Source organism: Parabacteroides merdae ATCC 43184 (assembly GCF_025151215.1).
GTDB classification, from domain to species: domain Bacteria; phylum Bacteroidota; class Bacteroidia; order Bacteroidales; family Tannerellaceae; genus Parabacteroides; species Parabacteroides merdae.
Window position 1 is genome coordinate 2,133,165 of sequence record NZ_CP102286.1, and the last position, 25,952, is coordinate 2,159,116.

General features: G+C 51.8%; 30 protein-coding genes. 12 read left to right on the plus strand and 18 right to left on the minus strand.

The window, feature by feature from the left end:
- Positions 1-40 precede the first annotated feature (40 nt).
- Complete coding sequence (locus tag NQ542_RS08840) at positions 41-2,185, plus strand: VapE domain-containing protein (RefSeq protein WP_005636176.1); 2,145 nt, start codon at positions 41-43, stop codon at positions 2,183-2,185.
- 759 nt (positions 2,186-2,944) lie between these two features.
- On the opposite strand, the gene NQ542_RS08845 is transcribed toward NQ542_RS08840, so the two are convergent.
- Positions 2,945-3,172, minus strand: coding sequence for a DUF4248 domain-containing protein (locus NQ542_RS08845; protein WP_005636174.1), 228 nt, complete (start codon positions 3,170-3,172; stop codon positions 2,945-2,947).
- A 368-nt stretch (positions 3,173-3,540) separates the two neighbouring features.
- On the opposite strand from NQ542_RS08845, the gene NQ542_RS08850 reads away from it, so the two are divergent.
- From NQ542_RS08850 to NQ542_RS08860, 3 genes are all read left to right on the plus strand, one after another.
- Positions 3,541-3,993, plus strand: coding sequence for an HU family DNA-binding protein (locus NQ542_RS08850; RefSeq protein ID WP_005636169.1), 453 nt, complete (start codon positions 3,541-3,543; stop codon positions 3,991-3,993).
- Positions 3,994-4,089: 96 nt separating this feature from the next.
- Positions 4,090-4,197: a smalltalk protein gene (locus NQ542_RS08855; protein ID WP_005636167.1), complete on the plus strand. Its 108-nt coding sequence runs from the start codon at positions 4,090-4,092 to the stop codon at positions 4,195-4,197.
- A gap of 19 nt (positions 4,198-4,216) precedes the next feature.
- Positions 4,217-4,648: an N-acetylmuramoyl-L-alanine amidase gene (locus NQ542_RS08860; protein WP_005636165.1), complete on the plus strand. Its 432-nt coding sequence runs from the start codon at positions 4,217-4,219 to the stop codon at positions 4,646-4,648.
- Between the two features lie 59 nt (positions 4,649-4,707).
- On the opposite strand, the gene NQ542_RS08865 is transcribed toward NQ542_RS08860, so the two are convergent.
- Positions 4,708-6,597, minus strand: coding sequence for a RagB/SusD family nutrient uptake outer membrane protein (locus NQ542_RS08865; protein WP_005636163.1), 1,890 nt, complete (start codon positions 6,595-6,597; stop codon positions 4,708-4,710).
- Between the two features lie 15 nt (positions 6,598-6,612).
- On the minus strand, positions 6,613-9,768 hold the full coding sequence (locus NQ542_RS08870) for a SusC/RagA family TonB-linked outer membrane protein (protein WP_005651006.1): 3,156 nt from the start codon (positions 9,766-9,768) through the stop codon (positions 6,613-6,615).
- A 1,248-nt stretch (positions 9,769-11,016) separates the two neighbouring features.
- On the opposite strand from NQ542_RS08870, the gene NQ542_RS08875 reads away from it, so the two are divergent.
- Genes NQ542_RS08875 through NQ542_RS08910 form a run of 8 tightly spaced genes read left to right on the plus strand, consistent with a single transcriptional unit; the run spans position 11,017 to position 14,362 of the window.
- Positions 11,017-11,232: a hypothetical protein gene (locus tag NQ542_RS08875; protein WP_004291535.1), complete on the plus strand. Its 216-nt coding sequence runs from the start codon at positions 11,017-11,019 to the stop codon at positions 11,230-11,232.
- Positions 11,233-11,243: 11 nt separating this feature from the next.
- The gene (locus tag NQ542_RS08880) at positions 11,244-11,465 is read left to right on the plus strand and encodes a hypothetical protein (protein ID WP_004291534.1); all 222 of its coding nucleotides are present in this window, start codon (positions 11,244-11,246) and stop codon (positions 11,463-11,465) included.
- Between the two features lie 13 nt (positions 11,466-11,478).
- The gene (locus NQ542_RS08885) at positions 11,479-11,895 is read left to right on the plus strand and encodes a PcfK-like family protein (RefSeq protein ID WP_004291533.1); all 417 of its coding nucleotides are present in this window, start codon (positions 11,479-11,481) and stop codon (positions 11,893-11,895) included.
- Entirely contained in the window at positions 11,892-13,223 is a 1,332-nt protein-coding gene (locus NQ542_RS08890; RefSeq protein WP_004291532.1) for a PcfJ domain-containing protein, read from the plus strand. Before NQ542_RS08885 ends, NQ542_RS08890 begins: the two co-directional genes overlap by 4 nt.
- Positions 13,224-13,247: 24 nt before the next feature.
- Complete coding sequence (locus tag NQ542_RS08895) at positions 13,248-13,505, plus strand: hypothetical protein (protein ID WP_004291531.1); 258 nt, start codon at positions 13,248-13,250, stop codon at positions 13,503-13,505.
- Between the two features lie 19 nt (positions 13,506-13,524).
- The gene (locus NQ542_RS08900; RefSeq protein WP_004304291.1) at positions 13,525-13,758 is read left to right on the plus strand and encodes a DUF3873 domain-containing protein; all 234 of its coding nucleotides are present in this window, start codon (positions 13,525-13,527) and stop codon (positions 13,756-13,758) included.
- Entirely contained in the window at positions 13,755-14,000 is a 246-nt protein-coding gene (locus NQ542_RS08905) for a DUF6956 domain-containing protein (RefSeq protein ID WP_004291529.1), read from the plus strand. Before NQ542_RS08900 ends, NQ542_RS08905 begins: the two co-directional genes overlap by 4 nt.
- 53 nt (positions 14,001-14,053) lie before the next feature.
- Complete coding sequence (locus NQ542_RS08910) at positions 14,054-14,362, plus strand: hypothetical protein (protein WP_004304290.1); 309 nt, start codon at positions 14,054-14,056, stop codon at positions 14,360-14,362.
- A 33-nt stretch (positions 14,363-14,395) separates the two neighbouring features.
- On the opposite strand, the gene NQ542_RS17870 is transcribed toward NQ542_RS08910, so the two are convergent.
- From NQ542_RS17870 to NQ542_RS08985, 15 genes are all read right to left on the minus strand, one after another.
- Complete coding sequence (locus NQ542_RS17870) at positions 14,396-14,785, minus strand: hypothetical protein (RefSeq protein ID WP_004291527.1); 390 nt, start codon at positions 14,783-14,785, stop codon at positions 14,396-14,398.
- Positions 14,786-14,849: 64 nt separating this feature from the next.
- Positions 14,850-15,377, minus strand: a complete 528-nt coding sequence (locus NQ542_RS08920) for a glycoside hydrolase family protein (protein WP_004291526.1) — start codon at positions 15,375-15,377, stop codon at positions 14,850-14,852.
- Positions 15,374-15,877 carry a DUF3872 domain-containing protein gene (locus NQ542_RS08925; protein WP_004291525.1) on the minus strand — a complete coding sequence of 168 codons (504 nt, stop codon included), beginning with the start codon at positions 15,875-15,877 and terminating at the stop codon, positions 15,374-15,376. Before NQ542_RS08925 ends, NQ542_RS08920 begins: the two co-directional genes overlap by 4 nt.
- The gene (locus tag NQ542_RS08930) at positions 15,874-16,776 is read right to left on the minus strand and encodes a toprim domain-containing protein (RefSeq protein WP_004291524.1); all 903 of its coding nucleotides are present in this window, start codon (positions 16,774-16,776) and stop codon (positions 15,874-15,876) included. Before NQ542_RS08930 ends, NQ542_RS08925 begins: the two co-directional genes overlap by 4 nt.
- 7 nt (positions 16,777-16,783) lie before the next feature.
- Positions 16,784-17,359 carry a conjugal transfer protein TraO gene (locus NQ542_RS08935; RefSeq protein ID WP_004291523.1) on the minus strand — a complete coding sequence of 192 codons (576 nt, stop codon included), beginning with the start codon at positions 17,357-17,359 and terminating at the stop codon, positions 16,784-16,786.
- A 2-nt stretch (positions 17,360-17,361) separates the two neighbouring features.
- Positions 17,362-18,348, minus strand: a complete 987-nt coding sequence (traN, locus tag NQ542_RS08940; protein WP_004291522.1) for a conjugative transposon protein TraN — start codon at positions 18,346-18,348, stop codon at positions 17,362-17,364.
- Between the two features lie 34 nt (positions 18,349-18,382).
- Positions 18,383-19,735, minus strand: coding sequence for a conjugative transposon protein TraM (traM, locus tag NQ542_RS08945; protein ID WP_004291521.1), 1,353 nt, complete (start codon positions 19,733-19,735; stop codon positions 18,383-18,385).
- Positions 19,716-20,003 (minus strand): TraL conjugative transposon family protein, encoded by a 288-nt coding sequence (locus NQ542_RS08950; protein WP_018697145.1) that lies wholly within the window; start codon positions 20,001-20,003, stop codon positions 19,716-19,718. Before NQ542_RS08950 ends, traM begins: the two co-directional genes overlap by 20 nt.
- Positions 20,004-20,030: 27 nt before the next feature.
- Positions 20,031-20,654, minus strand: coding sequence for a conjugative transposon protein TraK (gene traK / locus NQ542_RS08955; RefSeq protein ID WP_004291519.1), 624 nt, complete (start codon positions 20,652-20,654; stop codon positions 20,031-20,033).
- Positions 20,655-20,685: 31 nt separating this feature from the next.
- Positions 20,686-21,690, minus strand: a complete 1,005-nt coding sequence (traJ, locus tag NQ542_RS08960) for a conjugative transposon protein TraJ (protein WP_004291518.1) — start codon at positions 21,688-21,690, stop codon at positions 20,686-20,688.
- Between the two features lie 3 nt (positions 21,691-21,693).
- A complete protein-coding gene (locus NQ542_RS08965) occupies positions 21,694-22,323 on the minus strand; it encodes a DUF4141 domain-containing protein (protein ID WP_004304283.1) in 630 nt (209 codons plus the stop codon).
- Between the two features lie 23 nt (positions 22,324-22,346).
- A complete protein-coding gene (locus NQ542_RS08970) occupies positions 22,347-22,727 on the minus strand; it encodes a DUF3876 domain-containing protein (RefSeq protein ID WP_004291516.1) in 381 nt (126 codons plus the stop codon).
- A gap of 40 nt (positions 22,728-22,767) precedes the next feature.
- Entirely contained in the window at positions 22,768-25,272 is a 2,505-nt protein-coding gene (locus tag NQ542_RS08975) for a TraG family conjugative transposon ATPase (RefSeq protein ID WP_004291515.1), read from the minus strand.
- Positions 25,269-25,601 carry a DUF4133 domain-containing protein gene (locus tag NQ542_RS08980; RefSeq protein WP_004291514.1) on the minus strand — a complete coding sequence of 111 codons (333 nt, stop codon included), beginning with the start codon at positions 25,599-25,601 and terminating at the stop codon, positions 25,269-25,271. Before NQ542_RS08980 ends, NQ542_RS08975 begins: the two co-directional genes overlap by 4 nt.
- Before the next feature lie 10 nt (positions 25,602-25,611).
- Positions 25,612-25,929 carry a DUF4134 domain-containing protein gene (locus tag NQ542_RS08985; protein ID WP_002560983.1) on the minus strand — a complete coding sequence of 106 codons (318 nt, stop codon included), beginning with the start codon at positions 25,927-25,929 and terminating at the stop codon, positions 25,612-25,614.
- Between the last annotated feature and the right edge of the window lie 23 nt (positions 25,930-25,952).

The following is a 25,952-nucleotide window of genomic DNA, read 5'->3' on the forward strand; positions in this document are numbered from 1 at the left end:
GCACATCTGAACATTGAACAAATTTAATAAAACATTTTACATGGAAAACACATTCCGCCCCTCGCGCTTCCTCTCGCTCCGCGCAACCACCCCCTCTCCCTGCACATGGGAAGAAATCATGCAAGAACTGACCGGCGAGCGCCATGCCGCCGCCACCGCCCTGTTCCGCGCGCTTGCAGCCGGCGAAGGGCAAGACGCCGAAACGTCGAAACGACAGCAAAGCCAGATCAAGCAGAACCAACCCGCCTTCGTCCCTTCCGTCCACCTGGAGGGAGGACGTTCCTCGAAGCACATCAAAGGCTATCCGGGCTCCATCATGGTGGACATCGACGGCATCCCCGAAGAGATCTTCGACGAGACCCTCGAACGGGTAAGGGCCGACCCGCACTCGTTCCTTGCCTACAAGACCTTGTCCGGACGCGGCATACGTGTCATCGCATGGATGGAAGGCGAAGTGACGGAAGAGAACTTCCCCGCAGCCTGGCAGACGGTAAACGCCTACTACGCCCGGCTCACCGGCATCGCCATCGACAGGCAGTGCAAGAACGCCACGCGCATGTCCGTGATCTGCCACGACCCCGACGCGCTCTACCGTCCCGACGCCGAACGGATGAAGTTCGCCTCCCTGCCCAGCGCCAAGGCCGGACAAAAACAGGACATCGCCGCAGGAAAGAAACACAGAGGGCGGAAGACATCAGCCGCACGCGCCGAAAACACCGTACGCCGGCTTGTGGAAGAAGAGGGCGTGCATTACGCAGCCGGCAGCCACAACAACTACATCAGCCGGTGCCTCTACCTGATGAACCGTTTCGGCGTGCCGGAGGCCGAAGCCGAGGCGTGGGCCGTCGAACTGTTCGCCGACTATGACACGGCCTCCGTCCGCTCCACAGCCAAGAGCTGCTACGCCCTGACTGCCGAGCACGCCACAATGAAGCTCTCCGATGTCTCCCCCCGCAACGGGAACGGGCGGCAGCGCAAGGCCACCGTCGAAGAGATGGAGCGCTTCATCGGCGGCTCCATGCAACTGCGGATGAACCAACTGACACACCAGCTCGAACACCGTCCCGTCACCAACGGCATCCCCGCACCCGACGGCTGGGCTCCCATGACCGACACGGTCGAGAACTCCCTTTGGTGCTCCATGCGCCGCGACGGGTTGGAGGCCGACCTCTTCCACCTGCGCACGCTCCTGCTCTCCGACTTCGCGCCCCGCTACCACCCGTTGGAGGAGTTTCTCGAAAAGGCGGGACCGTGGGATGGCGTGACGGACCATATCGGCAACCTGGCTGCAATGGTGCACCCCGCCGACAGCGACACCGATCGTTTCGACCTCTGTTTCCGCCGCTGGTTCGTCGGGATGGTCGCCGCCGCGCTCGATCCGAAGGTGGTGAATCACGTCATCCTCGTCCTGATCGGGCGACAGGGATGCTTCAAGACGTCGTTCTTCCAGAATCTCCTGCCACCCGTCCTCAGACGCTACTACGCCTCCAAGACCAACTCGCAACGGCTCACGAAGGACGACCTCTTCACCATGACGGAGAACTTGCTCGTCAATTTCGAGGAGATCGACTCCATGCAGCGCAGTGAACTGAACCAGCTCAAGGCCATGACCACCACGCTCTACGTCAACGAACGTCCCGCCTACGGGCGCAACAAGGTACACCTGCCCCACGTAGCCTCGTTCTGCGCGACGGGCAACAACCTCCAGTTCCTCACCGACGACACCGGCAACCGCCGCTGGCTGCCGTTCGAGGTCACGGCGATCGACAACCCCTGGACCGCCCATATCGACTACGAAGGGCTGTACGCACAGGCGAAACACCTGCTCGACAACGATTTCCGCTACTGGTACAGGGACCACGAGATCGAGGAGCTGAACCTCGCGAACCGCCGTTTCGAAACGCCCAACCCCGCACGCGAACTGATCCTGATGTACTACCGCCACCCCGTCGATTACGAAAAGGGGACTTACGTCACCGCCAGCCAGATCGTCACCCGCTTCGGCGGTAGTATCCGGCTGAACGCGGTGCAGGTCGGCATAGCACTGAAAGAACTGGGGTATACCTGCACACGGACAAGACATGGCAATATCTGGCTGGTTGTCGAACGCACAACAGACGAGATGAAAAGCATCCTCCCTGAAGCGGACGACACAGATTTTCCTCCTTCCTCGGGTGATAGGTGATAGGTTAAATGCCCTTTTTGTAAAACTTTTCCGAGTTTGAATTAAAAAACGTCACCTTAAAGGCGGCGTTTTTTAATTCATTTTTCCTAAACTTTTACAGAAACGGGGTTCAACCTATCACCTATCACCATAAAAGACTGATAATCAATGATGGCATTTTTTCGACACCCTCTTTTTATTTATTTCATGCAATAAAGTTTTATCTGTTACTTTTCTCTTGAAAGAAAAGTAACCAAAAGTTCAAGGCTTAACCGGCTGGGCTACTCCGGGCAAAGACTACGCTGTCGCCTGCGAAACTCGCTTGCGCTCAGACAGCGCAGGCTCCGGACGCTCCGTCTTTGCCCTTCGCTTGACGCCCATCCACTTAGGCCTTTCCAAGAAAGCTCCGCTTTCTCTCGGGATGGCCGACACCGCCTCTTATATAAGCATAGCTACCAGTATATGCATCCCCCCCCAAGCCTCCTCCGCCTCTCTTTTGCCGTCTGCTGAAGCAGGCGGCATCGGCCATCCCCAAAGAGCCGTCAGGCTCTACTTCCGGCCTAAGCTGGTGAGCGTCAAGCGCAGAGACCGCAGTGAGCGTCCGGAGCGTCTGCTGTCTGAGCGAAGCGAGTTTCAGACGCGACAGCGAACGAAGGGAACGGAGTAGCGAAGCAGGTTCGGCCTTGATCCTTTGGTTACTTTCGGATCAAGCCGAAAGTAACAGAAAAGCTATGCTTTAGCCCCCCTAACCCATAGCCTTAGCCCCCCTAAAGCTATGAGTTACGGTTCGCCGAGCGCCTCGACGATCTCCCGCACCTGGGCAGGGGTGTAGGAACGCGAACCGGGCAGCTTGCCAAGCTCGGCAAGGCGGACGGCGAGGCCGGGATAATGGTCGATCCACCCGACCAGCTTCCGGTAGGCGGCCTTGGGGGTCAGGCAGGGGTTGTAGAGTTGTGCCAGCTCCGTACGACCGTAGCTGCGGATGCGGAAATCAGTCTGTTTTTCCATGTCTTCCTTATTTGATTTATTTCTACGAATATACGAAAAAAACAATGAATTTCAAGCTGTTTCAGGTGATAAAAAATATAGTTTTTCTATAATAGAACACCATATAAGCCGGAATAAATTAGTCTTAAAAAATATAACACGCAACTTTTCACCTCTCATTTTACCCTACAATGCGCACCTTCCACACCCCGTTTTCCCCCTATAACACGCATCTTTCCGGCAGAACTCCCCACAACTCCCCCTTACGCGCAACGGCACAAGATGAGGGTGTTATCTTTGTTGTACCGGAAAGGGAAGAAAGGCAGGGCAGCTTCACCGGAACGGTATCGGTTTTTCATCCTAATTATCAACTTTAAAATCAAACAGACATGATTCGTTACAAGAAGTATCAGAACCAGACCAAGTCCACCCCGCTCAGCGGCAAGTGGCTGGCAAGGGCGGTGGCAGACGAGACGCTCGACACGCGCGCTTTGGCCGAACACATGGCCAAGCACAACACGCCGTATTCGCAAGGCGCGATCCACGGGGTCCTCAAGGACATGACCTCCTGCATCAAGGAGTTGCTGCTCGACGGCAAGAACGTGAAGCTGGACGACCTCGCCATCTTCGGCGTGGGGATCCGCGGGAAACCTGCCGACACGTCGAAAGACTGGTCGGTCACTACCAACGTGGTCGGGCTGCGCCTCAAATGCCGCGCCACCGGAACCCTCGCCATCAACCAGCTGAAACTCGAAGCGCAGCTCAAGGAGCTTTCACCTTACGACATCGAAGGTGGCAATACCGGCGGTGGCGGCGAGGAGGAACGGCCGGGAGAACTTTAAGCAATCGACAAGAGAAGCCAAGAGAGACACAAACAAAGTCATGTGTCAAAAACTTCTCATAAATCATAATTCATAAATCTCATAATCCACAATTTCATGGAAGAAAAAAATGAAAAGAAATCCGTCTGGGGGATCATCCTCAAAGTAATCATCGTCGTGGCTACGGCCATCGGTAGTGCCTTTGGCGTTACGGCCTGCATATAAAGGACAGGGAGAGCCGCACATGAGACGCATCACGCTATTCATCATCCATTGCAGCGCCACGCGCTGCGGGCAGCCTTACTCGTTCGAGGATTGCCGCCGGGACCATATCGACGGCCGGCACTTCCGCGACATCGGCTACCATTACTACATCACACGCGACGGCCGGGTACATCCCGGCCGGCCGCTCTCTCTGGAGGGGGCGCACTGCTTCGGTCACAACCGCCACAGCATCGGCATCTGCTACGAAGGGGGACTGGACGGCAAAGGCCTCCCGGCAGACACTCGCACGCCTGCCCAGAAGGCTGCCCTCACGCAGTTGTTGCAAGAGCTGGGCCGCAACTTCCCGGCAGCTCTCACCGTAGGACACCGCGACTTGAACCCCCAAAAGGCCTGTCCTTCGTTCGACGCAGCGAAAGAATACAAAAAAGACGCACCCCGTGGGAGGCCCTGAGGCCTCCGCGGGGTGCGTCTCGTTTACACGGTGTTGTTATTGTGCGCGTTTTCCCTATACTACTTTCCAGCCGGAGTCTCTTCACCGACTTTCAACGGGGTGATGTTATTCTCGGCCCCCGGATAGCCGATGTTCTGGTTGATAACGCCACCGGTATTGGTTGTGATCGCATTATAGGGGACAGGCCATAGCACATGATGGACGCTGATGCGGTATTTACCGTTGGCAACCTCAGTCCCGTCACGGAAGAAGTTATTGACCGTCATCATCCAGTCATACCAGAAGTTATAACCAGGCTCTTTCACATTCGAGCCTGTTCCACCGGGACCGGAGAAGTTATCCAACTTATATACACGGCCACCGAATACCTCACAAGGTTTGCCGGTCTTAGCATAAATATAAGAAATACGAACCAACTCGATATGACGGCATTCCTCGTAATACAACTCACGGGCACGTTCAGCCAAGATAGCGCCGATATTGATTTCAGATCCATTCAGCGGTTCAGCTCCTGCACGTTCGCGAACGACGTTCAGCATGTTGGCCGCTTCCTGCAATTGATCTTTCCAATAATAACATTCGCCCATCAAGAGGTAGACTTCGGCTGAACGATAAATATACCAAGCAGTCTCGCCACCGCTACGGTCAGTATCCTTCGTAGGATCCGGAACAAACAACTTATAATGCGGCCATGAGAACCAGCAACGTACCGAATCAGACACGCTCATATTGGTCGGGCGAACCAAATGTTTTCCATACCATTCGGATTTACCTTTCAAGCCCGGGTCATTATAATACAAATCGGTCATACGGCGCCAACTACCCGATGCGTTAGGACTGCGAAGGTCGTTTTTTTCTTTTTCACCCCAAATGTCATATTGCAGGTAGTTGTTGGCACGACAGGAACCGATGCCACGACCGACATGCAAGTCGTTATCGATTTCCGTACCTTTATCAGCTGCCGCAGGTGAAATAGCCGTACCGGTCTTCCCGTCAGGGGTGACGATAGCCGCACCTTTCGCCCAATAGGGAGTCGCATTACGCATGGTCTGGATTCTGTCACGACCTTCCACGTCCGGATAAGACACGACATACATCAAACCTTCTGTGTTCGACATGTCCATCTTCGCCTCTACACTGTGCAAGTCGTGCATCAAATTCGTGTTCGGCTTGTTCTTGTTCGAGGTGAAACGAGCTGTCATCAACGGATGGTTGGCGACAATCTCTTTACCGATCTCGATAGCACGGTCAAAGTCACCCAAACACATCGCGACTTTCATCAGCAAGACACCGCAGGCAGCTTTGGAAGTTCTTCCACGATCCACCTTTTCCGGAACCCATTCATAAGCAAATTCCAAATCTTTTTTCAATTGCTCCAAAATGCTCCAACGGTCATGAGAGTAGAAATCCAATTTCGGTTCCGTATATTCCCGATCCAGGAAGGGGACATTTCCGAATTGGTGGGTCAACTTATAATAGCGGTAAGCCCGTTGAAAATAGGCAGTACCCAAAACAGCATTCCGTTCCGCTTCATCCTTGTAGGTTCCAGCATCGATACGCGACAATACGATATTGGCATATTTGATTCCCTTGAAACCCTCATCCCAATACCATTGCATCTTGTTTTTAGCATTATTTTGGGTTTGGGTAGGAAGCATATAGTTGTCAAAATCGACCAAAGCACCGCTTTCGTCGGTCTTTCCGTTCACGGCAACGTCAGAAGTATAATATTCGGTCAAAATCGGTGACTGGTCTCCGAAAAACTCATGACGCATATTACGCTCGCAAGCTACAATAGCCGAATACATGCCCTCTGCATCCACGTAGGTGTTTTCAGGCGTATAAAAAGAGAGAGGTTTCGGATCCAGCCAGCTCTCTTTACAGCCGGTCGTCAACAAAGGCAACAAGGCCAATGCTCCGATGATATATTTTTGTTTGTTGTTCTTCATATTCTTTCGTCTTTATCAAAGAGTGAAATTAAAACTTATATTATAAGATCTCATGCCATAAAGCCCATCGTCACGATTCTTTTTCGTGGCTTCGACATCGAAATAATCCCAACCGGTTATGGTGAACGGGTTACGTGCCGTAAGGGAAATGCGCATATTCTGCACTTTGAATTTCTTCAGGAAATCCTTGGGTACTGCATATGACAAAGAGATATTATCCATACGGACGAACGTTTTCTTCTTATAATAGTTGGCAAACCGGTACGAACCGATACGCCCGTATTCATTCGTCGGATTTTCAGGAGTCCAACGAGGTTGGTCGTACGTAGAATAACGGTCAAACATACCACCGCTATTGGAAGCATGGTTATAATAATCATAATGGCCTATATCAGAATAAAGCATGAAAGACAGGCTGAAGTCCTTATAAATGAATTCATTTCTCCAAGACCAGAAGAAACGCGGTGTCTTATAGCCTTGGAACGTCTTATCATCGTCATCAAGCACACCGTTGCCATCCTGGTCTATGAAACGGAAGTCACCCGGTTTGCAACCATACTTAGAAGCTTCTTCTTCCTGTCCCAGCTGCCACACGCCTCCGAACTCATAATCCCAGATCTGATCCGGATCATGGCCAATAAACCACCCGTTCTTCGGGTCATCTTTTTCCTTTTGGCCGATCACATTGCCATTTTCATCCAGAACATCCTCCATGTCGCCGTACAGGCTTTTCAACTTGCGACGGTTGAAAGAAAAACTACCGGAAGAGGTCCACGTGAAGTCGTTCGTACGGATAATATCACCGTTCAATGACAACTCGAAACCTTTATTCGCCAATTTACCCAAATTGGCTTTTACACTAGCAAATCCCAAAATAGAAGGCAAGGCACGGTCGACCAGCAAATCAGTCGTCTCGGTCATATAGGTTTCCATAGAACCTCTCAAACGATCATTGAATAAAGAAAAGTCCAAACCGATGTTGTAGGATGACGTACGTTCCCATTTCAACCCTTTATTAGCCATACGATCTACATAAATCTGAGAAGTGACATAAATGTTGCCATTCTGGTCGATATAAGGATGCAGACCGGAATTCAATTTGGCCAATGCATCATACTGACCGATGTCGCGGTTACCGTTCTGCCCCCAAGAGAAACGCAGTTTTCCATAGTTCAACCAGGAACTGGCCGGTTCCATAAATTTTTCAGAGGTAAACACCCACCCCAATGCCACAGCCGGGAAAGTGGCACGCGGATTCATCTGCCCGAAAGCGGAATACCCGTCACGGCGCACAGAAGCCGTCACCATATATCTGTCTGCAAAAGAGTAGAACAAACGTCCCATCAAGGCATCACCGGTCTTATATGTGTCATTGCTGGAAACAACAGGTACGGTTCCAGCCCCGATATTATGATAGCCTAAAATATCGCTCGGAGTAAATTGAGACGCTTTGGCGATAGTCTCCCAAAACTGTCCCTTTTCCGCATTCTGCAGGAAAGTCGCTTCAACGCGATGCTTGCCGAATTCTTTTTTCCAACGGACAATGTTGTCGATCTGCCAGTTGAATGTCTTTTGATTTTTGCGTTCGGACTTTCCCCCTTCTCCGGCCCATTCCGGATGCTGGGAAGAGTCGTGATTGTAGTATTCGTACCATTTATAATATGGGTTGAAGTTCATCTGATATTCAAATCCGAACGGAAGTTTGACAATCGCATAGATATTGGCGTTCAGTTTGTGTTCCATATCTTTACGATCTCTGTACAAGTTATCGAAGAACGGATTTTTAGTATTATTGTCGCCAGAAGGATACATTCTGTATGGACTATCCGGATCATCGATTTCATTTGTTGTAAAAGGAGAATTGTTCGTACGCTGTCCTACATCGGCAGACAATGCACCTTTATCCTTCGTTCCGAAAGAAGAATTCAAACCTATTGTCAAGAAATCCGTTACCTTAGACTCCAAGTTCAACCGGGTGCGGAATGTTTTGAAACGGTCACCAACTTTGACACCTTCGCGATCGGCATATCCCATAGACCAAAAATAGGAAAAATTGTCTGTACGGTTAGAGATGCTGGCCGTGTAGTCTTGCTGGAAACCTGTTTGGAAAACAAGGTCGGTCCAGTCTGTTTCAACTCCGTTCAAATAATTTTGGATTTCAATGTTCTTAAAGTTCAGACGTCCCAACCAAGTTGTCAACATTTGTTCTTCAGAAGGCAAAGCCGTAGCAGGAGTCGACTGGTCGTAATTATACCAAGTCAGCGGGTCAACTCCTAAGCTACCCAACGTACGCGGATCGTCATACATTCCTTTTTTGGCGGCCAATTCTTCCGGAGTCAGCAAACTTTCAGAATATTCTTGACGAAATTTGACAAAACCGGCACCGTCTACCACTTCCGGAACCGAATTAGCCTGCACCCACCCAAAGTTCGAATTGAAGTTGACAACAGGTTTGCCGGTCTTACCCTTTTTCGTAGTAATGGCAATAACTCCATTCGCTGCTTTTGCACCATATACAGCGACAGAACTGGCGTCTTTCAACACATCGATAGACTGGACATCCATCGGATTGATATCCGACAAGTCACCGTTGAAGATCACACCATCCAGCACATACAAAGGATCGGATCCCGCACTTAACGTGTTTTTACCACGAATCTGAACAGAAGCCGTACCTTCAGCATTGACAGATGCCCCAATCGAAACACCGGGTGCATTGGCTCTCAACAAGTCTTGGACGGAACGGGGAGTTTCTTTTTCCAAACTCTCGGCTTTAACGGTCGAGATCGCCCCCGTCAAGTCCTTCTTCTTGGCCGTGCCGTAACCGATCACAACCACTTCTTCCAGTTCTTCCGTGTCTTCTTTCATCGTCACGTTGAGCGTTTTCTGATTCCCAACCGGAATCTCTTGGGAGATATAACCGATGTAAGAGAACACTAGGATGGTTTTGCCCCCTTTTACAGAAACACTGTACTTACCATCCACATCCGTGATGGAACCATTGGTCGTCCCCTTTTCCATCACGTTCACGCCAATCAGAGGTTCACCCGACTGGTCTTTTACGACACCGGTAATCGTCACATTCTGAGCAAAAGACTGGGTAACAAACAGCCCTAACAGAATTGAAATCAAACCGAATCGTAGCAAAAAATTCAATTTACACTTTTGCATTTTGATTTTAGGTAATATATTAGACATAAAAAATCACAACAAAAAATTCCACTAAGACATTAACTGTCTGCAGAAAACCAAAAGGAAATATTTGAGAATAAAAACAAAGACATCATGATATTACATTTAATTCTTACTTCAGTTCTTAAGGAACTGTGGTGTGATAAATCGTTTTTTTTGTGTTTAAATAAAAAATTAAGTTTGCATTTTCTAAATAAAGTGTGTATGTTTGCGGCCAGAAGTTACGAAAAGAGTGTAATTTATTGGAAATGAGCGTAGGTTAATTGCTCTTGATAGTAATAGGTTACGATTTAGTTAGTTATCTACTGCATTATCCTTCTGCGCGTTGCGTAACCTTCAAAGAACTCTTCGTATGCAAAAGTAGCTATTTAATTCGAGATTTTGATATAAACTCCCGTTTTTTATCCCCTCATTCATAAGAATTTTCCGTAAAAGCGGTATTGTCCGTCGGCACACCATTGCCCAAAACGAGTTTGGAACAAACGTGTGCCGACTACCGCATAGCTGGAGAAAAGGGCATTGCCTCACGCCTAAACGATGTTTAGACAGATGAAGCAATGCCCCTTTCTTTTGCGCCTATGCCAAGAGGTGCTTTTACGGGTTTTCAAATGATTTTTCTTTTTTCGCTGTCTCTTTTGCCGGAAGCGGAAAGTGAATGCAGAGTGTGTCAGCCTGCCCCATGAATGAAACAGGCGCCCACACACAGCCGGACAAACCGGGAAGAATGATTGTTGCCACCCGGCTGAACAAGTTCCGTCGGATCGGAAACAATCATACTTCCTTTGTTGTGGTTTGCCCTTTTCACGCTTCCGGTGATGTCTTTTTCCTTTTGGTGATTCTTTTTTTTACGGATTTTCCCCTGAAGTTTTTTTCTACACAATCTGCCTCTGTTTTCGTTTACCTCCATTTTGCGCCTTTCAGTAAGCCGCATCAGTCAGTCATTTTCGTTCTGGGCGCAAAGGTAATTCCGGGATTGGACGGGAAAGCAAGGTCAAGCCTCCTGTTTTCGGTAAAAATCTCCAGCCCTGCGGGTAGTATTTTGACCGAAAAACCTTGCATTCCCTAATCCCTACCTTTTCAAGCACCCGAAACGAAAACGACCGATGCGACAGAAAGACGCATAAAAAAAATGTCGGATAAACGAGAGGCAGATAAGATAGTTTGAAACTCAACTCCCTCAGCTCTTGAATCCGCATTAAAAACAAAAAAATCAAAAACAGCGAAGATATGACGGCAACGGCAAATTTCAGACAAATGGCGCAACACATCGGGTTGGCGATATGCGGCTTGATGATGCGCACCGCCTTCGGGGTGTTCGGCATCCTTTGGGGCATCATCAGAGAGATTGTAAACGGAGTGTTCCGAGTGGCGATAGGTGTAATCGTGGCTATCCTTTCCACCATTGCCTTCTTTGGCTTCATCCTTTGGTTATTCACCCTTTAACCCTTACCGACATGGCAAAAAGAAACAGCAAGACGGCAGCGCAGCAGTGCAGATATTACGAGGTGGACAACATCTTCGTGTATATGGTGGAAACGTACATCAACGGCAATTTTGAAACTTTCCGAAGATTGTACCACGAACTGAACAAGGACGCACGGAGGGATTTCATGGACTTCCTTCTCAGCGAGGTAGAGCCGACCTATTGGAGAGAGATACTGAAACAGATAATCTAAAAATGACAGCGATATGAAAGGAACAGACCATTTCAAGAGAACGATATATATGTACTTGGAACAGCGTGCGGAGGAAGATGCGCTATTTGCAAAGAAGTACCGCAACCCTGCCAAGAACATGGACGAGTGCGTGACCCACATTCTGAACTATGTGCAGAAAAGCGGTTGCAACGGTTTCACGGACGGAGAGATATTCGGGCAAGCCATCCACTACTATGAGGAAAACGAGATAGAGGTGGGCAAACCGATGGACTGCCAAGTGGTTGTGAACCACGTTGTGAAACTCACGGCAGAGGAAAAGGCGGAGGCACGTCAGAACGCTGTCCGCAAATACCAAGAGGAGGAACTCCGCAAGTTGCAGAACCGCCACAGACCGTCAGCGAGAAAAGAAAACCAACCCCAACCCTCATTATTTGATTTAGGCTTATGAAACCGAAGACCAAGATACAGAAAGAGGTGGCAAGACTTTCCGCCAACCTTCGCCCCATATCAGCGACACAAATAGATTGGGCATACCGCCACTGCGTTGAGCATATCGGCTACCGCACCAAGAAAGGGAACATCACCTGTTCCGACTGCGGTCACGAGTGGCACAGCGACAGCGGACTATGCGACACCCTTGAAGGCTGCACCTGCCCCAAATGCCATGCCGAACTCAAAGTGCAGGACACACGCAGACGCATCTACAAGGAAACGCAGAATTTCAGCGTGATAACCACCTGCAAAGGGTATCAGGTAATCCGCGTGGCGCAGGTCAGATGCGAGAGCAGGAAAGGCGAACCGATGCGTTTCTACTGCCACGAGGTCGTGCAGCGTTGGATTTCACCCGACGGCAAGGTTACGGACATGGCGTTGCTCCGTGGCTTCCTTTTCTGCTATTGCGATGTGTGGGCATTAGGCAGCGATATGGAGGTAAGACCGCACAACAGCCTATACGATGATGTGGTGGCAAGAAGCTGTGCATATCCAAAGATGAGGATATTGCCCCAACTCAGACGTAACGGCTTCAAGGGCGATTTCCACGGCATCTCCCCCGTGCGTCTTTTCAAAGCCTTGCTTTCAGACCCAAGAATTGAAACCCTTATGAAAGGCGGTGAGATTGAGGTCATGAAACACTTTCTTTTCAATACCCGTACTGCCGATGAATGTTGGGCATCATATCTGATTGCCAAGCGTCACAAGTATCAGATAGACAACCTCTCAATGTGGTGCGACTATCTGCGTATGCTCAAAAAACTCGGTCAAGACCTCCGTAACCCGAAGAACATCTGTCCCGAAGATTTCATGGCGGCACACGACAACGCAACCCGAAAAATTGAAGCCATACACGAGAAGGAAAGAGCCGCAGAGCAACGCCGTTGGGAGATTGAAAGGCGTGAGCGTGAGCAACAGCGACAACTCCAACGAAAGAAAGATGCGGAGGATTTCATCGCCAACAAATCCAAATTCTTCGGCTTGGTAATCACGGACGAGGAAATAATCGTCAAGGTGCTTGAAAGCATAGACGAGTATTACAACGAGGGCAAGACGCAGGGCATCTGCGTGTTTGGCAGTGGATACTACAAGAAAGCCGACACCCTCATACTATCGGCAAGGATTGGCGATGAGATTATTGAAACCGTAGAGGTGGACTTGCGAACCCTCGAAGTGGTGCAGTGCCACGGCAAGCACAACCAGGACACCGAATATCACGAGCGCATCATAGACCTTGTGAACAAGAACGCCAACCTTATCCGTGAGCGGATGAAAGCGGCATAGCATAACCCCTAAAACAACATTGATATGGAAGTAAGAATTGAAAGTATGATTTGTGTGTGGGATGATGCAATCCCCACGATGTTCCTTGAATTTGTGAACCTCCTCACTCTCACAACGAGTGAGGGGGAATTGAGAAAGAGCGTAAAGGAGTTTGCCGAGAAGCACGAACTTGACAAGTTTTTCCTTTACGGCTTCGGCTCACACCATTTCTACCTGCACCAACGCTACACAAGCAACCCCGAAATGGTGATGAAGAACAGAGTTCTGTCAGTACATTTTTAACCATCTAAAAAGCAACATTATGACAACACGAATGACCATCAACGGAGTAAGCACCTGCGCGGAAGCAGGTACGGAGAAATACGAGCGTTTCCAATCGGGTATCGGAAGACGCAGGCGGACACTTGTGCAGTACGACTACCGCCACCCCATAGACAGAGAATTGTTCTCTTGTGTCAAACCCACGTTGGACGAGTGCCGAGCCGCACGGGACAAGTGGCTGAACGCAAAGAAGGGAAAGGAGGACAGACTATGAACACGACCTATCAAACGCTGATAGTCAAGTTCAGCGAACCTATCACGGCATTGGACGGTATCTTTGACGATACCGGAGCGTGGGGAACGGACACCCTCAAGGGGTGGATAGATGATTACGAAAGCACACGTTTCACCGCCACCGACAGCCATACGGCAGTCATCACGAGCGAGTACAATATGGAATGTGTGAAAGAGTGGCTACAACGGCAGACCCCCATTTCCGAAATGCGAGAATTTTGAACGGGATGGCGGTGTCCGCACCGCCAATACTTAAAACCCTAAAAACAAAAGATATGATAGCCAAGACGATATTACAGCAGATAGGCGGAAAACGCTTCACCGCCATGACAGGTAGCCGTGATTTCATAGATATGGGCAACGGCTTACGGATGAGCCTTGCAAGGAACAAAACAAGTGCCAACCGCCTTGACATCATCTATGACGAAGGGGCAGACCTCTACAATATGCGCTTCTACCGCAGGACGTTCAGCAAAAAGACCTTTGAGTGCAAGACAAAGGACATTGCCGTACACGAGGGTATCTATTTTGATATGCTGGAGGAAATGTTCACGATGGTGACGGGACTTTACACACGCTTTTGAGTGGCGGGGCGGCGAGAGCCGCCCTACTTTCTTTCAGTGAGCATGATGGCGGACAAAGAAAGTAGCAAAGAAACCTTTGTCCAATCTGCGATAACTAAAAAATCCGCAAGTAAAACTTGCGGAGGCTATATATTGGGTCGTTATTTTTTGGTGGAGGGGAATGATAATCTCGAACCGTTGAACTACACATTTCTGCTTCGTCTCCATTTCCCCCAACGATTTGATACGTTCAATCATTTTTGTTGTTCCTTTCTGAATTTTCCTAAATACTTTCTTCATAATTTCGCTATACTTTTTATGGTTAATAACTATGTTTTGTATTGCTCTCACAACACTTACAACTTGAAGTGTTATTTGGAAACCGATAGGCAAAAATGGCTCAACGATGTCAATTAACGAGAAAATCCTACGATAATCTATCAAGTGATAGAGCAAAAGACGTGCCAAGTTAAATATGGCACGTCTTTTGCCAGTTTTGTCAGTCCTTTTATGGGATATACAACAGCGCAAACTCCGCCTTTCTCCGTTTGAGCAGCATGGCGTGGCGTTTTCCTTTGTAGTTGCAGAAGGCTATATACTCACGGTAGATGTTCCTGTCACCAGCTTCCAGCTTCTTGATTAAGGTGCTTTTGGGGATTGTTTTGCTGCCTAACAGCTTCGCCGGTCCCACATTGTAAGCTAACGTGCCAAGCAAAATCGAATCAACCCCGAATTTACGGAACATGGCGACAAATTTGCGCAGGTCTTTCCGCAAAAGTTCATCCGCATCCCGTTTTGTCATGGTTCGTGCCGAATACTTCTCGTTTGGCAAAAGTTTGTGACCCCAACCGACGTATGGGTAGTGTTTTTCTGAGTGCCAGCCTTCAAAGTAGCGGCAGCATAAAAAAGCACGTTCCATAAGCGGCAGTCGGTAGATTGCCGCCTGCCCGTCCGTTCCCTCTTGGCGGCTGATCTGCGCGGACACAGAACAGACCGTCAGAAGTGAACAGAGCATTGTCATGAATACACGCATCATTTCAACAAGGGGCTGAAGTTGCCGATGGGAACGATGGTAAGATCGTCGTCCTTTACATTCCTGTTGTTGAAGTCAAATTCCAGTTCGTAGGAGTTGCTAAAGTTATCCTCCACCACCACGATGAAATTATGCGCCTCATCACCCGCCGCCGTGTAGTACAGGCGGAATTTTTCGTTCTCCAGCAGGTAGCGGTCGTTAGGCAGGAAGGTGATGCCGTTATCCATTTTGAGCGAGCCTTCCCCCTCGAACTGGAAATAGCGGATGGTATAGAGCGTACCCGAAAAGTCGCCCTCCTTTTTCAGTTCACAGCGGATTTCCACTGTCTGCCCCTTTACTACCTTGTTCGGCACGGGCATGACCTCCACCGTGAAGGGATAGGACTGCTGGATGTCCATGTCATCGTCACATGACACGAGGGTGAATGACATGGCGGCTATCAGGCATAACGCCACTGCCTTGAATATTGATGTTCTCTTGTTTCTGTTGTTCAGTATGTTCATTGTTCTTCGATTTTTAGATGGTTGTTTTTCTGTTTTTTCGTTGTCAGTTGCAGGTACTCGTTCAAGTCCTTGCAACCGTCATAGAGGGAGGAACGGTCGGTGACACGTTCCCCGTATCGCATGGTAAGTGCGGCAAGCGTCCGCCGTCCGGCTTCGTCACGGTCGAGGAAGCAGCCGATGCGCCCGTATCCGTCCAGCAATCCCGCCGCCTTCTCCACGTTGGCGACTGAGTTCAGCACAAGACAGTCAGCGTTACCGGTTACACCAAGCGTCACGGCAGAGAGAAAGTCCATGAAGCCCTCGAACACGAGGCACTCGTCAGCCGGGATGTCATTCGCCTTTACCAGTGATACAGACTTCGGAGGTATGCAACCCTTGAAATATCGGCTTCTGACTTCATAGCCACCTGCCATGTTCGGAAAGCCAACGGCAAAATACCGTTTCCCACGCACACCGTAGTTCAAGCGGCAGCAGTGACGGGATGCGATGGCGTAAGGGATGCCCCGTTCCTCTAAATACTCCGTCAGCAGTGAGCGGAGCAGCGGAGCGACCTCCACATCCTCAAAAACGGATTCGGTCGGCTTCGAGAGATAGACGGGCTTTTCCCATCCGGCAACCGTCATATTGGCGGCTTCCGCTATGAACTTCGCTTGCTTCATGAAGTCATCGCTTTGCAGAAACTCCCCGGCAAGCGTGAAGATGTCGCCGCCCTTGCCCAAACCGAAGTCGTACCAGAGCTGTTTCGCCACGTTCACACGGAAAGAGGATGTGCGCTCGCCCCTGTACGGGGCAAGATACCACAGCTCGTTACCGCTCCTTCTGACAGGCTCATGCCCCAGCCGTGCGAGAAAATCCGCAAGCGGCATCCTTCTGACAGCATCTATTTCCGTCCTTTCCATGCCCGTGTCAGTTGATGATGAACTTGATACCGACCCCGAACTGCGTGTGGAACTTCCGTGTGTCGCCACCCCAAAGGCAACGCTCCCGCAGGTTGGCAAGCAGGGCGATACGGTCTGCCACGTAACACTCCACATCGAGCGTCAGCGCACCGCCGTAGATGAAGGCGTCCCGGTCGTGCAGCGTGGAGCCGTCATGCAGCACCTTCTTCCCCCAATTTACCGCCTCATATCCGGCGAGAGCCGAAGCCCCGGCATAGACGAAAACAATCTTTCGGGCGTCCGACAGTATCTTGAAGTAATAGCCGCCCTCCGCCGTGAACTGCGCCACGGGTATCTTGGTGTCCTTGTAGGGATTGTTCTTCAACAGGTATTCGCCACCGAACACCCACTTGTTCCCCTTCTTCGTGTAGGTGGAGAGAGCCGCCCCGAAGCTGTACCCGCCGTCCTTGCCGCCGAGATTGAAGCCGTCCGCCATGTCCGCCCTCACCTCGATGCCCTGCATCTTCGGCAGACACCGCTGGGCGTGCGCCTGCCCTGTAAAAAGGGCAAGCGACGCGATGATTATTGCGATGTACTTTCTCATGGTCAGCGTACTTGAAGTTCGTTGATGGTACCCGCGCGTACCAAATCCTCGTTCTCAATCACGAAGGACTGGTGACGGCCGCCGTTCTTCTCGTTCAATTCCACCACGAGGCACTTGTCATCGGGGATGGTGAACTTCGCCATCGTGAAGACCGTGCGCTCGCTCTTTTTGCCCGGCACGAGGGTGGCGTAGTTCTGCGCGCGGAGCGGCAGAATAATCTGCTCCTGCACGGCAGTACGCTTCGCAACCTTCTTGTCCACGATTTTCCAAGTGATGTAGTCCACATCGAAAGGCACGTTGCTCTGGTTCTTTATCTCCGTGTGGAAATAAAGCAAGCCGTTGTGCGTGTAGATGCCTTTCAACAGGTATTGGATGCCGAAACGCTTGCAGCCGATATGCTTCACCTCGCGCTTGTTCTGTTTGTGGATGGACTTCATGATAAGGCGCACCAGCATCGGGCTTTCGCTGCCCAGCTCTTTCAGATAGATTTCCTGCGCGTTGTTCGGGCGGTTCACCGTGCTGCCGTCATGGATGAAGTCGCACATCTCCACGTTGAGCAACAGCGGTTCGGCGGCGTACTTCACGTTGAAGGTGTAGAAACTGCCGTCCTCCGTGATGACGGACATATTCGTTTCGTTGGGAAAATTCCTTACGGTAGCCTTCACACGGATGATGTTCTCCGCTCCGTCGGCTTTCCCGGCAATCAGGTCGGGCGAGCCTAAATCGACATAGCGCACCTCCGCCGGAAAAATGACGTGGACGGTCTTGTCGTAGGTCACTTCCAGACCGTGCGGCGGTATCATGCGGTCGAAGGTCAGCTTGCGTGACAGCCCGTGATATAGGTCGCCGTCCGCCTCCTTCTGCGGATAGACCTCCTTCGTCAAGGTCGGTTGTTCACTTCCGTTGGTCGTTTCAACGGTTACATTCTCCTGCGCGTTGGCAGTTATGATGCCCATAGCGAGGGCAAACATGATGATTACTTTTCTCATTACTTTTGGATTTTAGTGGTAATTTTTATTGTTTTCAATATTTTTCTTGGTAAAGCATGACCCTGTACCCGGCTTTCAGATGCACCTTGACGGTTCGCATCTTTTTGGCGATGTACTGGCTCGTGCCTTGTATCAGCCCCTTGCCCAAGTCGGAGGCGAGCTGCGCCCCGGCATTGGTGGAGATGTTGATGCTGCTTCCCAGCGAGCCGCCCATGTTGGCGGCGACCTCCCGGACGGCGTTCATCTCCATCGAGTTCGGGATGAAGATGCCGGGCTGTCCGTCCGTGTCATAGACCGCAAGCTCCACGGGGATAATCGTGCCGTCGTATTCCAGCGAGGTAATCTCGATGTCGAGCCGCTCACCCTGTATCTTGCCCGTGCCGACCACCACCGCACCCCGGGGTATTGTCCTGCCTGCCACCGCCATAGGCTCCAGCAGGCGCAGCCTTACCGTCTGCCCGTCCGTCACGCTCTGCGCCCCATGCACGCACGCCGGTATGGTGTTCCTGTCCAATACCTCCGCCGTGCCGACAGCCGTGTTGAAACCCCGGTTGCGTTCCTGCGATAAGGCGGCGACAAACTCCGCGTTACTCATAGGCTGTGAGAGTGAAGAAACTACTTGATGCTCCACCTGTCTGATAGGCATTGCCTTGTTCTTCTTCCCTTTCTGCACGGTAGTTGGCTCTGCCCTCTGTTCCGCCGATGGCTGTCCTCCGTTCTGACCGCCCATGTACTTTGCCGCCAGCTCGTAGGACTTCTCCATAAGAGCCACCTGCTCGTCCATAGAGGAAGCCTTGCCCCTCTCGCTTTCCAGTTCCGACTCCAGCGATGCGATGCGCTCCAACAATTCGTCCATCTCCGCATTGTCGTTTTTCGGCTGGTCGTAGAAGTTTCCGAGCGTGGCGTTCAGGTCACGGTAGGCGGCTGCGGAGGACTGGATGGTCTGCGGCGTGGCTGGCTTTGCCCTTTCTTCCTTGCCGCCCGGATTGGCGAGGTCGAAGTCCACTCCGTTCTCCGTTCCCGCTATCTCGCGGTCGAACATGTCGCCCAGCTGCCCGATGGCACGGTTGCGGCTCTCCTGACGCTCTTCCATCTCCCCATGCTCGTAGGCTTTCAGCTTGTCGCCGATAATCTGCCGGTTCGCCTTGTCAGCGTCGGGCATCTCGGTGTTGTATCCGTCCGTTCCCGGCGGTTGCTCCTTGCCGGAGGACGGGGCGAATATCAGCCACATCGCCCCGATGAACACCAACACCATAGCGGGCAGCACGATCATCTTCTGCCGTTTCAGCCGTTGCGCCTCTGTCAGCGGTTCGCGCTCCTTTTTCGGTTTCCCCGTTTCGGGAGCAGCTTTGTTCTCTTTCGTCGGTTCATTCTTTGTCTGTTCCATATAAATAAGGTGTTAAGTGATTGCCTGTTTCCGCCGGGGTCGGCAGTTCCACCCGTCCGGCGTGTCCCGTTTCCATATGTGAGCCGTCGTTCCTGCCGATGTCATAGACGGCTCTGCCGAAGGTGTAAAGGGCAAGCACCGCGAAGGCGGCGAACATCCCCAGCACGATGCGGCGGCGTGTTTCCGGCGGCAAGCCGTCCAGATACCCTTTGAGACTTGCCGCCAAGCGTTTCCGTTTGTCGTGGAGTTTCCAATACATGCCCCACATTGATTTTCTGATACTTTTCATGTCCTGTTACCGTTTGATAGTCTGTAAATCCTTGTTCTCAATGATGGTGAAACCCTCGATGGTAAAACCGTTCGGGTTGTCATCCGACCGCGATGCGTTCAGCAGGCGGCAGGTGGTCACGAGGCTGCGCTCGGTGACGTTGCTCTGCCGGATGATTTTCTGTGTGGCGTAGGTCACGGCACGGTAGGGATAGGCGTTGAAGTCGCACACCACGCTGTCCACCTTCAGCACTTGGTTGATGTTCCCGGCGATGATGCGGTTGTAGTACCCCTTCTCCGCGAAGTCCGAATAATAGTGGTACACGCTCTTGTCCGCCAGCAGCAAGGCACGTTTCACGTTGTGTTCAATCGCGCTTTTTTCAGGTGATAGCGTGAAGAACATCTCGTGGAAACGGCGCACATGTTCCCGTGCCTCCGCCGGGCGGTTCTGCGACAAATCCTGAGACAAGGCGAGCATCAGGCTCTTGCCGTTGTCCAGCACATAGATTTTCTCCCGTTGCTTCTCTGCGAAACGGTAGGAGTTCCACACGCTCCACACCGTCACCACGGCGCACAGCGAGAGGAAGACGATACCGAACAGGCGTATCTGCCTGAACGACGATTCGATGTTTCTAAGTGATTTGAATTCCATTTATATTTTCCAATTTATGATTGCACATTGATTATTTCAGCAATTTGCCGACACGTCCGACTGCGTTTCCTGCGGCTGCACCCGCCACGCTGCCCGCCATGCTTCCGGCTCGTCCCGCCATCTGGTTCACGTTGCGACCGTAACCGCCCATGCCTCCGGCTTGGATAATCCAGCCCGCAACGGTGGGAATGGTAAAGTAGCCGATGATGCCGATGCAGAGGAATACGATATACACCCCGTCGCTCGAATCCAGCGAGAAGTTCGGGTCTGCCTGCATCCGCTCGATGTCGTTTTGCAGCATCAGAACCTGTATCTTCGCCAGTATGGTGCTGAACATGTCCGATACCGGTAGCCACAGATAGACCTGTATATAGCGGCATATCCACTGCGTGAGCGTGTTTTGGAAACCGTCCCATACCGACAGGGCGAAGGCTATCGGACCGAGAATCGCCAGCACCACGAGAAAGAAGGTGCGGACGGTGTCTATCACGAGGGCGGCGGCTTGGAACAGCAGTTCGAGTATCTCGCGGAAGAAGTCGCGGATGCTCTTCTTCATGTTGTACATTCCCCGGTCGATATACATTCCCGCCATCGTCACCATGTCGGAGGGCGACCAGCCGAGTTCCTCCAGTTGCTTGTCAAATTCCTCGTTGGACACGAGGTAGGCGGTTTCGGGGTTGCGTACCATCGCCTCGTATTCCAGTTTGTCCTTCTGCTCCCGGTATCGGTTCATGTCCAGCGTTTCCGCCTCCAGCATCTTTGCCGTGCCCTGTACGACGGGTGAGAGGATGCTGTTTATCGTGCCCAGCACCACAGTCGGGAAGAACATGATGCACAGACCGATGGCAAAAGGACGGAGCATCGGGAATACGTCTATCGGTTCAGCTCTCGCCAGCGACTGCCATACCCGGTAGGCGACGTAGAACAGCGCACCCAGCCCGGCGATGCCTTTCGCCACACCAGCCATGTCCCCACACAGCGGCATCATCTGCTCATAAAGTGAACGTAAAATCTGATGAAGGTTGTCGAACTTCATAGGCTACCAGTATCTTTCGTTCATGTTCCCGTACAGCCCCATGATGCGGTCGAGGTCGTTCTTCTTTTTCGCACGCAGGTAACTCACGGAGATGTTCTTGTTCGTGTAGTAGCTCACGAGGTTGCGGTAACGCTTCATCTTCGAGTGGCAGCGTTCCACCACGTCCATGCGCTCCTTGTCGGTCATGGAGAGCGTGGTGATGTTCACCACGTTCCTGAGTTCCGTCAACACTTCGTTGCTTTCCTCCAGCAGTTTCGTGTAGCCGAAAGCGATTGCGGAAAGCTCTTCGGGTCTGAAATTCCCGTCACGGAGCATCCGTTGGAAACTGTTCACATAGATGTCTGTGATGTCGCCCACCATCAGGATGGTCTGCTGCACCTTGCGGGCGTCCTTGACCAGATTGTTCACCGATTTGAGGGCATCGTAATACTTCTTGCCCTGCTGATAGATTTTCACCGTCTCCTGAAAGTTGCTCACCATGTTCGTGGCGGTCTTGGAGGTATGGATGATGTTTTTGGAGGCATTGATGATGCCCTGCGCTAGATTGCCCGGATCGCTTACGACCCACTGTGCGCTTGCCCTGCCCGCGAAAAGCAGGCACAGGCAGATAATCATTGTTATTCTTGTTCTCATGTTACTTTGGATTTTAGTGGTTGTTATTCTTCGGTCGGATGTCCCGGCTGCGGCTTCACCCGCACATAGTCCCCGTTTGGCGAGAAAGTCAGCACATCCGTGGCCTCGTTGTAGGACACGTCGATGCGGAAGCCGGTGTTCATGAACAGGTTGCCGTTCTCCTCCTGCAAGAGATAGGTTTCCGGCTTGAGCTTGCGGCGCAGACCGCTACGACGGAACACCGTCACTTTGTAGGCTTCGCCCTCCTTGTAGATAAGCACGTCAGGTTTTCCCTCCACGCTCTCCCAGTTCCCGCACAGCATGTCGCGGCGGTTGTCGGCCACGTCGCAGGATTGCAGCATCATGACCGCCAATCCGATAAGGCACTTGCTGACTTGCAGCATTTTCACTTTTGGTAAATTCATACGCGTTTTTCTTTTTTGGTTGATACATTCTGTTTTTTAGTTATTCCTTGTTTCTCCGCCTTTCGGCAAGCTGCCGGATGGCGGCTTCGATGTCGTCGCCCAGCTTCTCCGCCAGACGGTAAACCTCCACTTTTTCCGTTTCCTCGGTGGTGTACGCCAGATACTCTTCCGCGCTGACCTCCGTGGCATAGACCGCCGACTGCGTGCCGCCCAAGCCTATCCACACCTCCTTGTAGAGCCGTGAAGGGTTGTTCGCCATGTTGATGGAGAGTATCTGCGACTTCTCCTTTTCCGTCAGTCCGAGCAACGCCTGTATCTGGTCGAACTTGTTCATATATTTCCTTTGGTCAAGCAGGATTTTACAATCCGAGTTGTTGATAATGCTCTCTTTGACCACCGGAGAACTGATAATGTCGTCCACCTCCTGCGTCACCACGATTGCCTCGCCGTAATATTTTCTGACCGTCTTATACATATAGCGCAGATATTCAGCCATGTTCGCCGATGAGAGGGCCTTCCAAGCCTCTTCCACGATAAGCTGTTTCCGCACGCCTTTCAGCCGCCGCATCTTGTTGATGAAGGCTTCCATGATGATGATGGTCACGACGGGGAACAGTTCGCGGTTTTCTTTAATCGAATCTATCTCGAAGACGATGAACCGCTTGCCGAGCAGGTCGATGTTCTCCGTGGAGTTGAGCAGGAAATCGTAACGCCCGCCCCGGTAATACTGCCGCATGGTGGTGAGCATGTTGTCGATGTTGAAGTCGGACTTCTCCACCTTGATGTCACGCTGTGCCAGTTCCTTGCGGTAGTCGTCACGCATATACTCGTAGAAGGTGTTGAACGACGGCACGATGCTACGGTCGGATTGGATGCGCTCAATATAGGCACTCACGGCACTGCCCAGCTCGCCGCTCTCCGTCTTTGTCACCTTGTCGTCCTCCGACTTCCAGAGCGTCAGCAACAGGGTCTTGATGCTGTCCTTCTTCTCCACGTCGAAGATGTAATCGTCGGTGTAGAACGGGTTGAAGCTGATGGGCTTATCTTCCGTGTAGGTGAAATACACACCGTCCGCTCCGCCTGTCTTGCGTCGGATCATGCCGCACAAGCCCTGATAGGAGTTTCCCGTGTCCACCAATACCACATGTGCGCCTTGCTCATAATATTGGCGCACGAGGTGGTTCATGAAGAAAGACTTGCCGCTGCCCGAAGGACCCAGCACGAACTTGTTGCGGTTGGTCGTGATACCTCGCTTCATGGGCAGGTCGGAGATGTCAAGGTGCAGCGGTTTTCCCGTGAGCCTGTCCACCATCTTGATGCCGAAGGGCGAGAGCGAGCTGCGGTAGTTGGTTTCCTCTGTGAACAGGCACACCGCCTGTTCGATGAAGGTGTGGAAACTCTCTTCCGCCGGGAAGTCCGCCGCATTGCCGGGTATCGCCGCCCAGTAGAGTGTCGGGCAGTCGATGGTGTTGTGGCGCGGCACGCATTCCATGCTTGCCAACTGGCTGCCCACGTCGTTCTTGATATGCTTCAGTTCCTCCGCATCGTCGCTCCACGCCATGACGTTGAAGTGTGCCCGTACCGAGGTCAGTCCGTAGGAATGGGCTTCGTTCAGGTATTGGTCTATCCACTCGCGGTTGATGCTGTTGCTCCTTGAATAGCGAGATAGCGACTGCATGTTACGGGCGGACTTCTCGAACTTCTGCAAGGTTTCCTCACTGTTGTCTATCAGCACATACTGGTTGTAGATATGGTTGCAGGAGAGCAGAAGCCCCACCGGGGAGGCGAATGACAGTCGGCAGTCACTCCGGTCGGTGGAGAGCTTCTCGTAACGGGTGTCGGTAGCCACCTTGCCCGGCAGGTCTTCCGCGTCGGAGAGGGTGTGCAGACACAGGCGGTTGTCGCCGATGCGCATCTCCCTTGCCGAAAGCTCGATGTCCTGCAAGGTGGTGTCACCTTCCGGCATGAGCGAGAAGTAGCGTTCAATAAGTCCCGTCTTTCCCTCAGTACCCACAATCTCATCGGTGGAGAGGCGGCGCAGCCTGACAAGCCCGCTGTCGTTCATGATGCGCTCGAACTGTTCGCAGGCTTCCAAGAACTTGGTCGTGGTTTCCCTGTCCAGCTCCTTCGGGATGATATGTCCCCGGCACAGCGTGCTGAAATTGCTCTGCATCCGGTTACGCTCCTTTGTTGTCTTGGTCAGGTAGAGGTAGCAGGTGTGTTTCAGGTACGGACGCTCGTTGAAGTGACGCTCGAAAGAGCGGCTTAAAAAGCTCATGTCGTCCTTCTGAAGCTCCGGTTTGTAGCGTTCCTTGATGAACCAGTCCTGTTTGTGGACGACGGAGTAGTCCGGCAGCACCTTGATAGCCTTGCACCAGCAACTGTGTATCGCCTCGTACTCCGCACCCGTCACGGTGTAAAGTTCCGGTAGTTCCACCTCGAAAGCCACCGTGATGTCGGCGTCCTTTGAGATGATGCAGCCATGCTCCACCGCTAAAAGTGGGAACCTGTTTTCCAGTGTTGTCATTTTCGATGTATTCCTCATTGTCTTTCTTCCTTTCGTTGTCGTTTGAACAGACGGGTTATCCGCCGCCGGTTGATAAGGTATCGGGGATGGCTCCGTGCCGCTCCTAATTTCATCAGCCCGTGTTCACCGTACCGGGCGTTCAGCGCGAAGGTCTGCCATACAAGGAGGGAGGACGATGCCGCGCCGAAGCCGATACATATCCACTGGTCGATACCGACCATGTAGAGGATGACGAACAGGACGAAGAGAGCCAGCAGACCTCCGCAGAAGATGAAGAGGTACTGTGCCTTCAAGCCCTTGAACTCTACCGGACGGCCGATACCCTTGTTGATTGGGTATTCAGCCATACATTATTTATTAAAGGAAGAATGAGCGCAGGATGGTGGCGGCAACAATCAGGAAGATGCACGCGCCGAACCACGAGGCGGCTGTCTTGCTGGTGTCGGGGTCGCCCGATGAAAACTTGCCGTACACTTTTACGCCCCCGATAAGCCCGACGACTGCACCGATGGCGTATATCAGTTTAGTTCCGGGGTCGAAATAAGAACTCACCATAGAGGTGGCTTCGTTGATGCCCGCGATGCCGTTTCCCTGCGCGAAAGCGGAGGCGGTTGCGGCGATGACAAGTGCCGCGGAGAGGATTGCTTTTCTGTTTTTCAAGATGTTCTTGTTCATAAACTGTTCTTGTTTTTTGCCGT

Excerpts from the sequence above, each read along its gene's own strand:
- traM (WP_004291521.1), bottom strand. The coding sequence starts at position 19,735 with ATGGAACAGACAAAGAATGAACCGACGAAAGAGAACAAAGCTGCTCCC.
- NQ542_RS08885 (WP_004291533.1), top strand. The coding sequence starts at position 11,479 with ATGAAAGGAACAGACCATTTCAAGAGAACGATATATATGTACTTGGAA.
- NQ542_RS08910 (WP_004304290.1), top strand. The coding sequence starts at position 14,054 with ATGATAGCCAAGACGATATTACAGCAGATAGGCGGAAAACGCTTCACC.
- NQ542_RS08865 (WP_005636163.1), bottom strand. The coding sequence starts at position 6,597 with ATGAAGAACAACAAACAAAAATATATCATCGGAGCATTGGCCTTGTTG.
- NQ542_RS08950 (WP_018697145.1), bottom strand. The coding sequence starts at position 20,003 with ATGTGGGGCATGTATTGGAAACTCCACGACAAACGGAAACGCTTGGCG.
- NQ542_RS08935 (WP_004291523.1), bottom strand. The coding sequence starts at position 17,359 with ATGAGAAAGTACATCGCAATAATCATCGCGTCGCTTGCCCTTTTTACA.
- traJ (WP_004291518.1), bottom strand. The coding sequence starts at position 21,690 with ATGAAGTTCGACAACCTTCATCAGATTTTACGTTCACTTTATGAGCAG.
- NQ542_RS08870 (WP_005651006.1), bottom strand. The coding sequence starts at position 9,768 with ATGCAAAAGTGTAAATTGAATTTTTTGCTACGATTCGGTTTGATTTCA.
- NQ542_RS08930 (WP_004291524.1), bottom strand. The coding sequence starts at position 16,776 with ATGGAAAGGACGGAAATAGATGCTGTCAGAAGGATGCCGCTTGCGGAT.
- NQ542_RS08855 (WP_005636167.1), top strand. The coding sequence starts at position 4,090 with ATGGAAGAAAAAAATGAAAAGAAATCCGTCTGGGGGATCATCCTCAAA.
- NQ542_RS08875 (WP_004291535.1), top strand. The coding sequence starts at position 11,017 with ATGACGGCAACGGCAAATTTCAGACAAATGGCGCAACACATCGGGTTG.
- traK (WP_004291519.1), bottom strand. The coding sequence starts at position 20,654 with ATGGAATTCAAATCACTTAGAAACATCGAATCGTCGTTCAGGCAGATA.
- NQ542_RS08905 (WP_004291529.1), top strand. The coding sequence starts at position 13,755 with ATGAACACGACCTATCAAACGCTGATAGTCAAGTTCAGCGAACCTATC.
- traN (WP_004291522.1), bottom strand. The coding sequence starts at position 18,348 with ATGAGAAAAGTAATCATCATGTTTGCCCTCGCTATGGGCATCATAACT.
- NQ542_RS08845 (WP_005636174.1), bottom strand. The coding sequence starts at position 3,172 with ATGGAAAAACAGACTGATTTCCGCATCCGCAGCTACGGTCGTACGGAG.
- NQ542_RS08900 (WP_004304291.1), top strand. The coding sequence starts at position 13,525 with ATGACAACACGAATGACCATCAACGGAGTAAGCACCTGCGCGGAAGCA.
- NQ542_RS08965 (WP_004304283.1), bottom strand. The coding sequence starts at position 22,323 with ATGAGAACAAGAATAACAATGATTATCTGCCTGTGCCTGCTTTTCGCG.
- NQ542_RS08980 (WP_004291514.1), bottom strand. The coding sequence starts at position 25,601 with ATGGCTGAATACCCAATCAACAAGGGTATCGGCCGTCCGGTAGAGTTC.
- NQ542_RS08840 (WP_005636176.1), top strand. The coding sequence starts at position 41 with ATGGAAAACACATTCCGCCCCTCGCGCTTCCTCTCGCTCCGCGCAACC.
- NQ542_RS08985 (WP_002560983.1), bottom strand. The coding sequence starts at position 25,929 with ATGAACAAGAACATCTTGAAAAACAGAAAAGCAATCCTCTCCGCGGCA.
- NQ542_RS08970 (WP_004291516.1), bottom strand. The coding sequence starts at position 22,727 with ATGAATTTACCAAAAGTGAAAATGCTGCAAGTCAGCAAGTGCCTTATC.
- NQ542_RS08975 (WP_004291515.1), bottom strand. The coding sequence starts at position 25,272 with ATGAGGAATACATCGAAAATGACAACACTGGAAAACAGGTTCCCACTT.
- NQ542_RS08890 (WP_004291532.1), top strand. The coding sequence starts at position 11,892 with ATGAAACCGAAGACCAAGATACAGAAAGAGGTGGCAAGACTTTCCGCC.
- NQ542_RS08920 (WP_004291526.1), bottom strand. The coding sequence starts at position 15,377 with ATGATGCGTGTATTCATGACAATGCTCTGTTCACTTCTGACGGTCTGT.
- NQ542_RS08895 (WP_004291531.1), top strand. The coding sequence starts at position 13,248 with ATGGAAGTAAGAATTGAAAGTATGATTTGTGTGTGGGATGATGCAATC.
- NQ542_RS08860 (WP_005636165.1), top strand. The coding sequence starts at position 4,217 with ATGAGACGCATCACGCTATTCATCATCCATTGCAGCGCCACGCGCTGC.
- NQ542_RS08850 (WP_005636169.1), top strand. The coding sequence starts at position 3,541 with ATGATTCGTTACAAGAAGTATCAGAACCAGACCAAGTCCACCCCGCTC.
- NQ542_RS08880 (WP_004291534.1), top strand. The coding sequence starts at position 11,244 with ATGGCAAAAAGAAACAGCAAGACGGCAGCGCAGCAGTGCAGATATTAC.
- NQ542_RS08925 (WP_004291525.1), bottom strand. The coding sequence starts at position 15,877 with ATGAACATACTGAACAACAGAAACAAGAGAACATCAATATTCAAGGCA.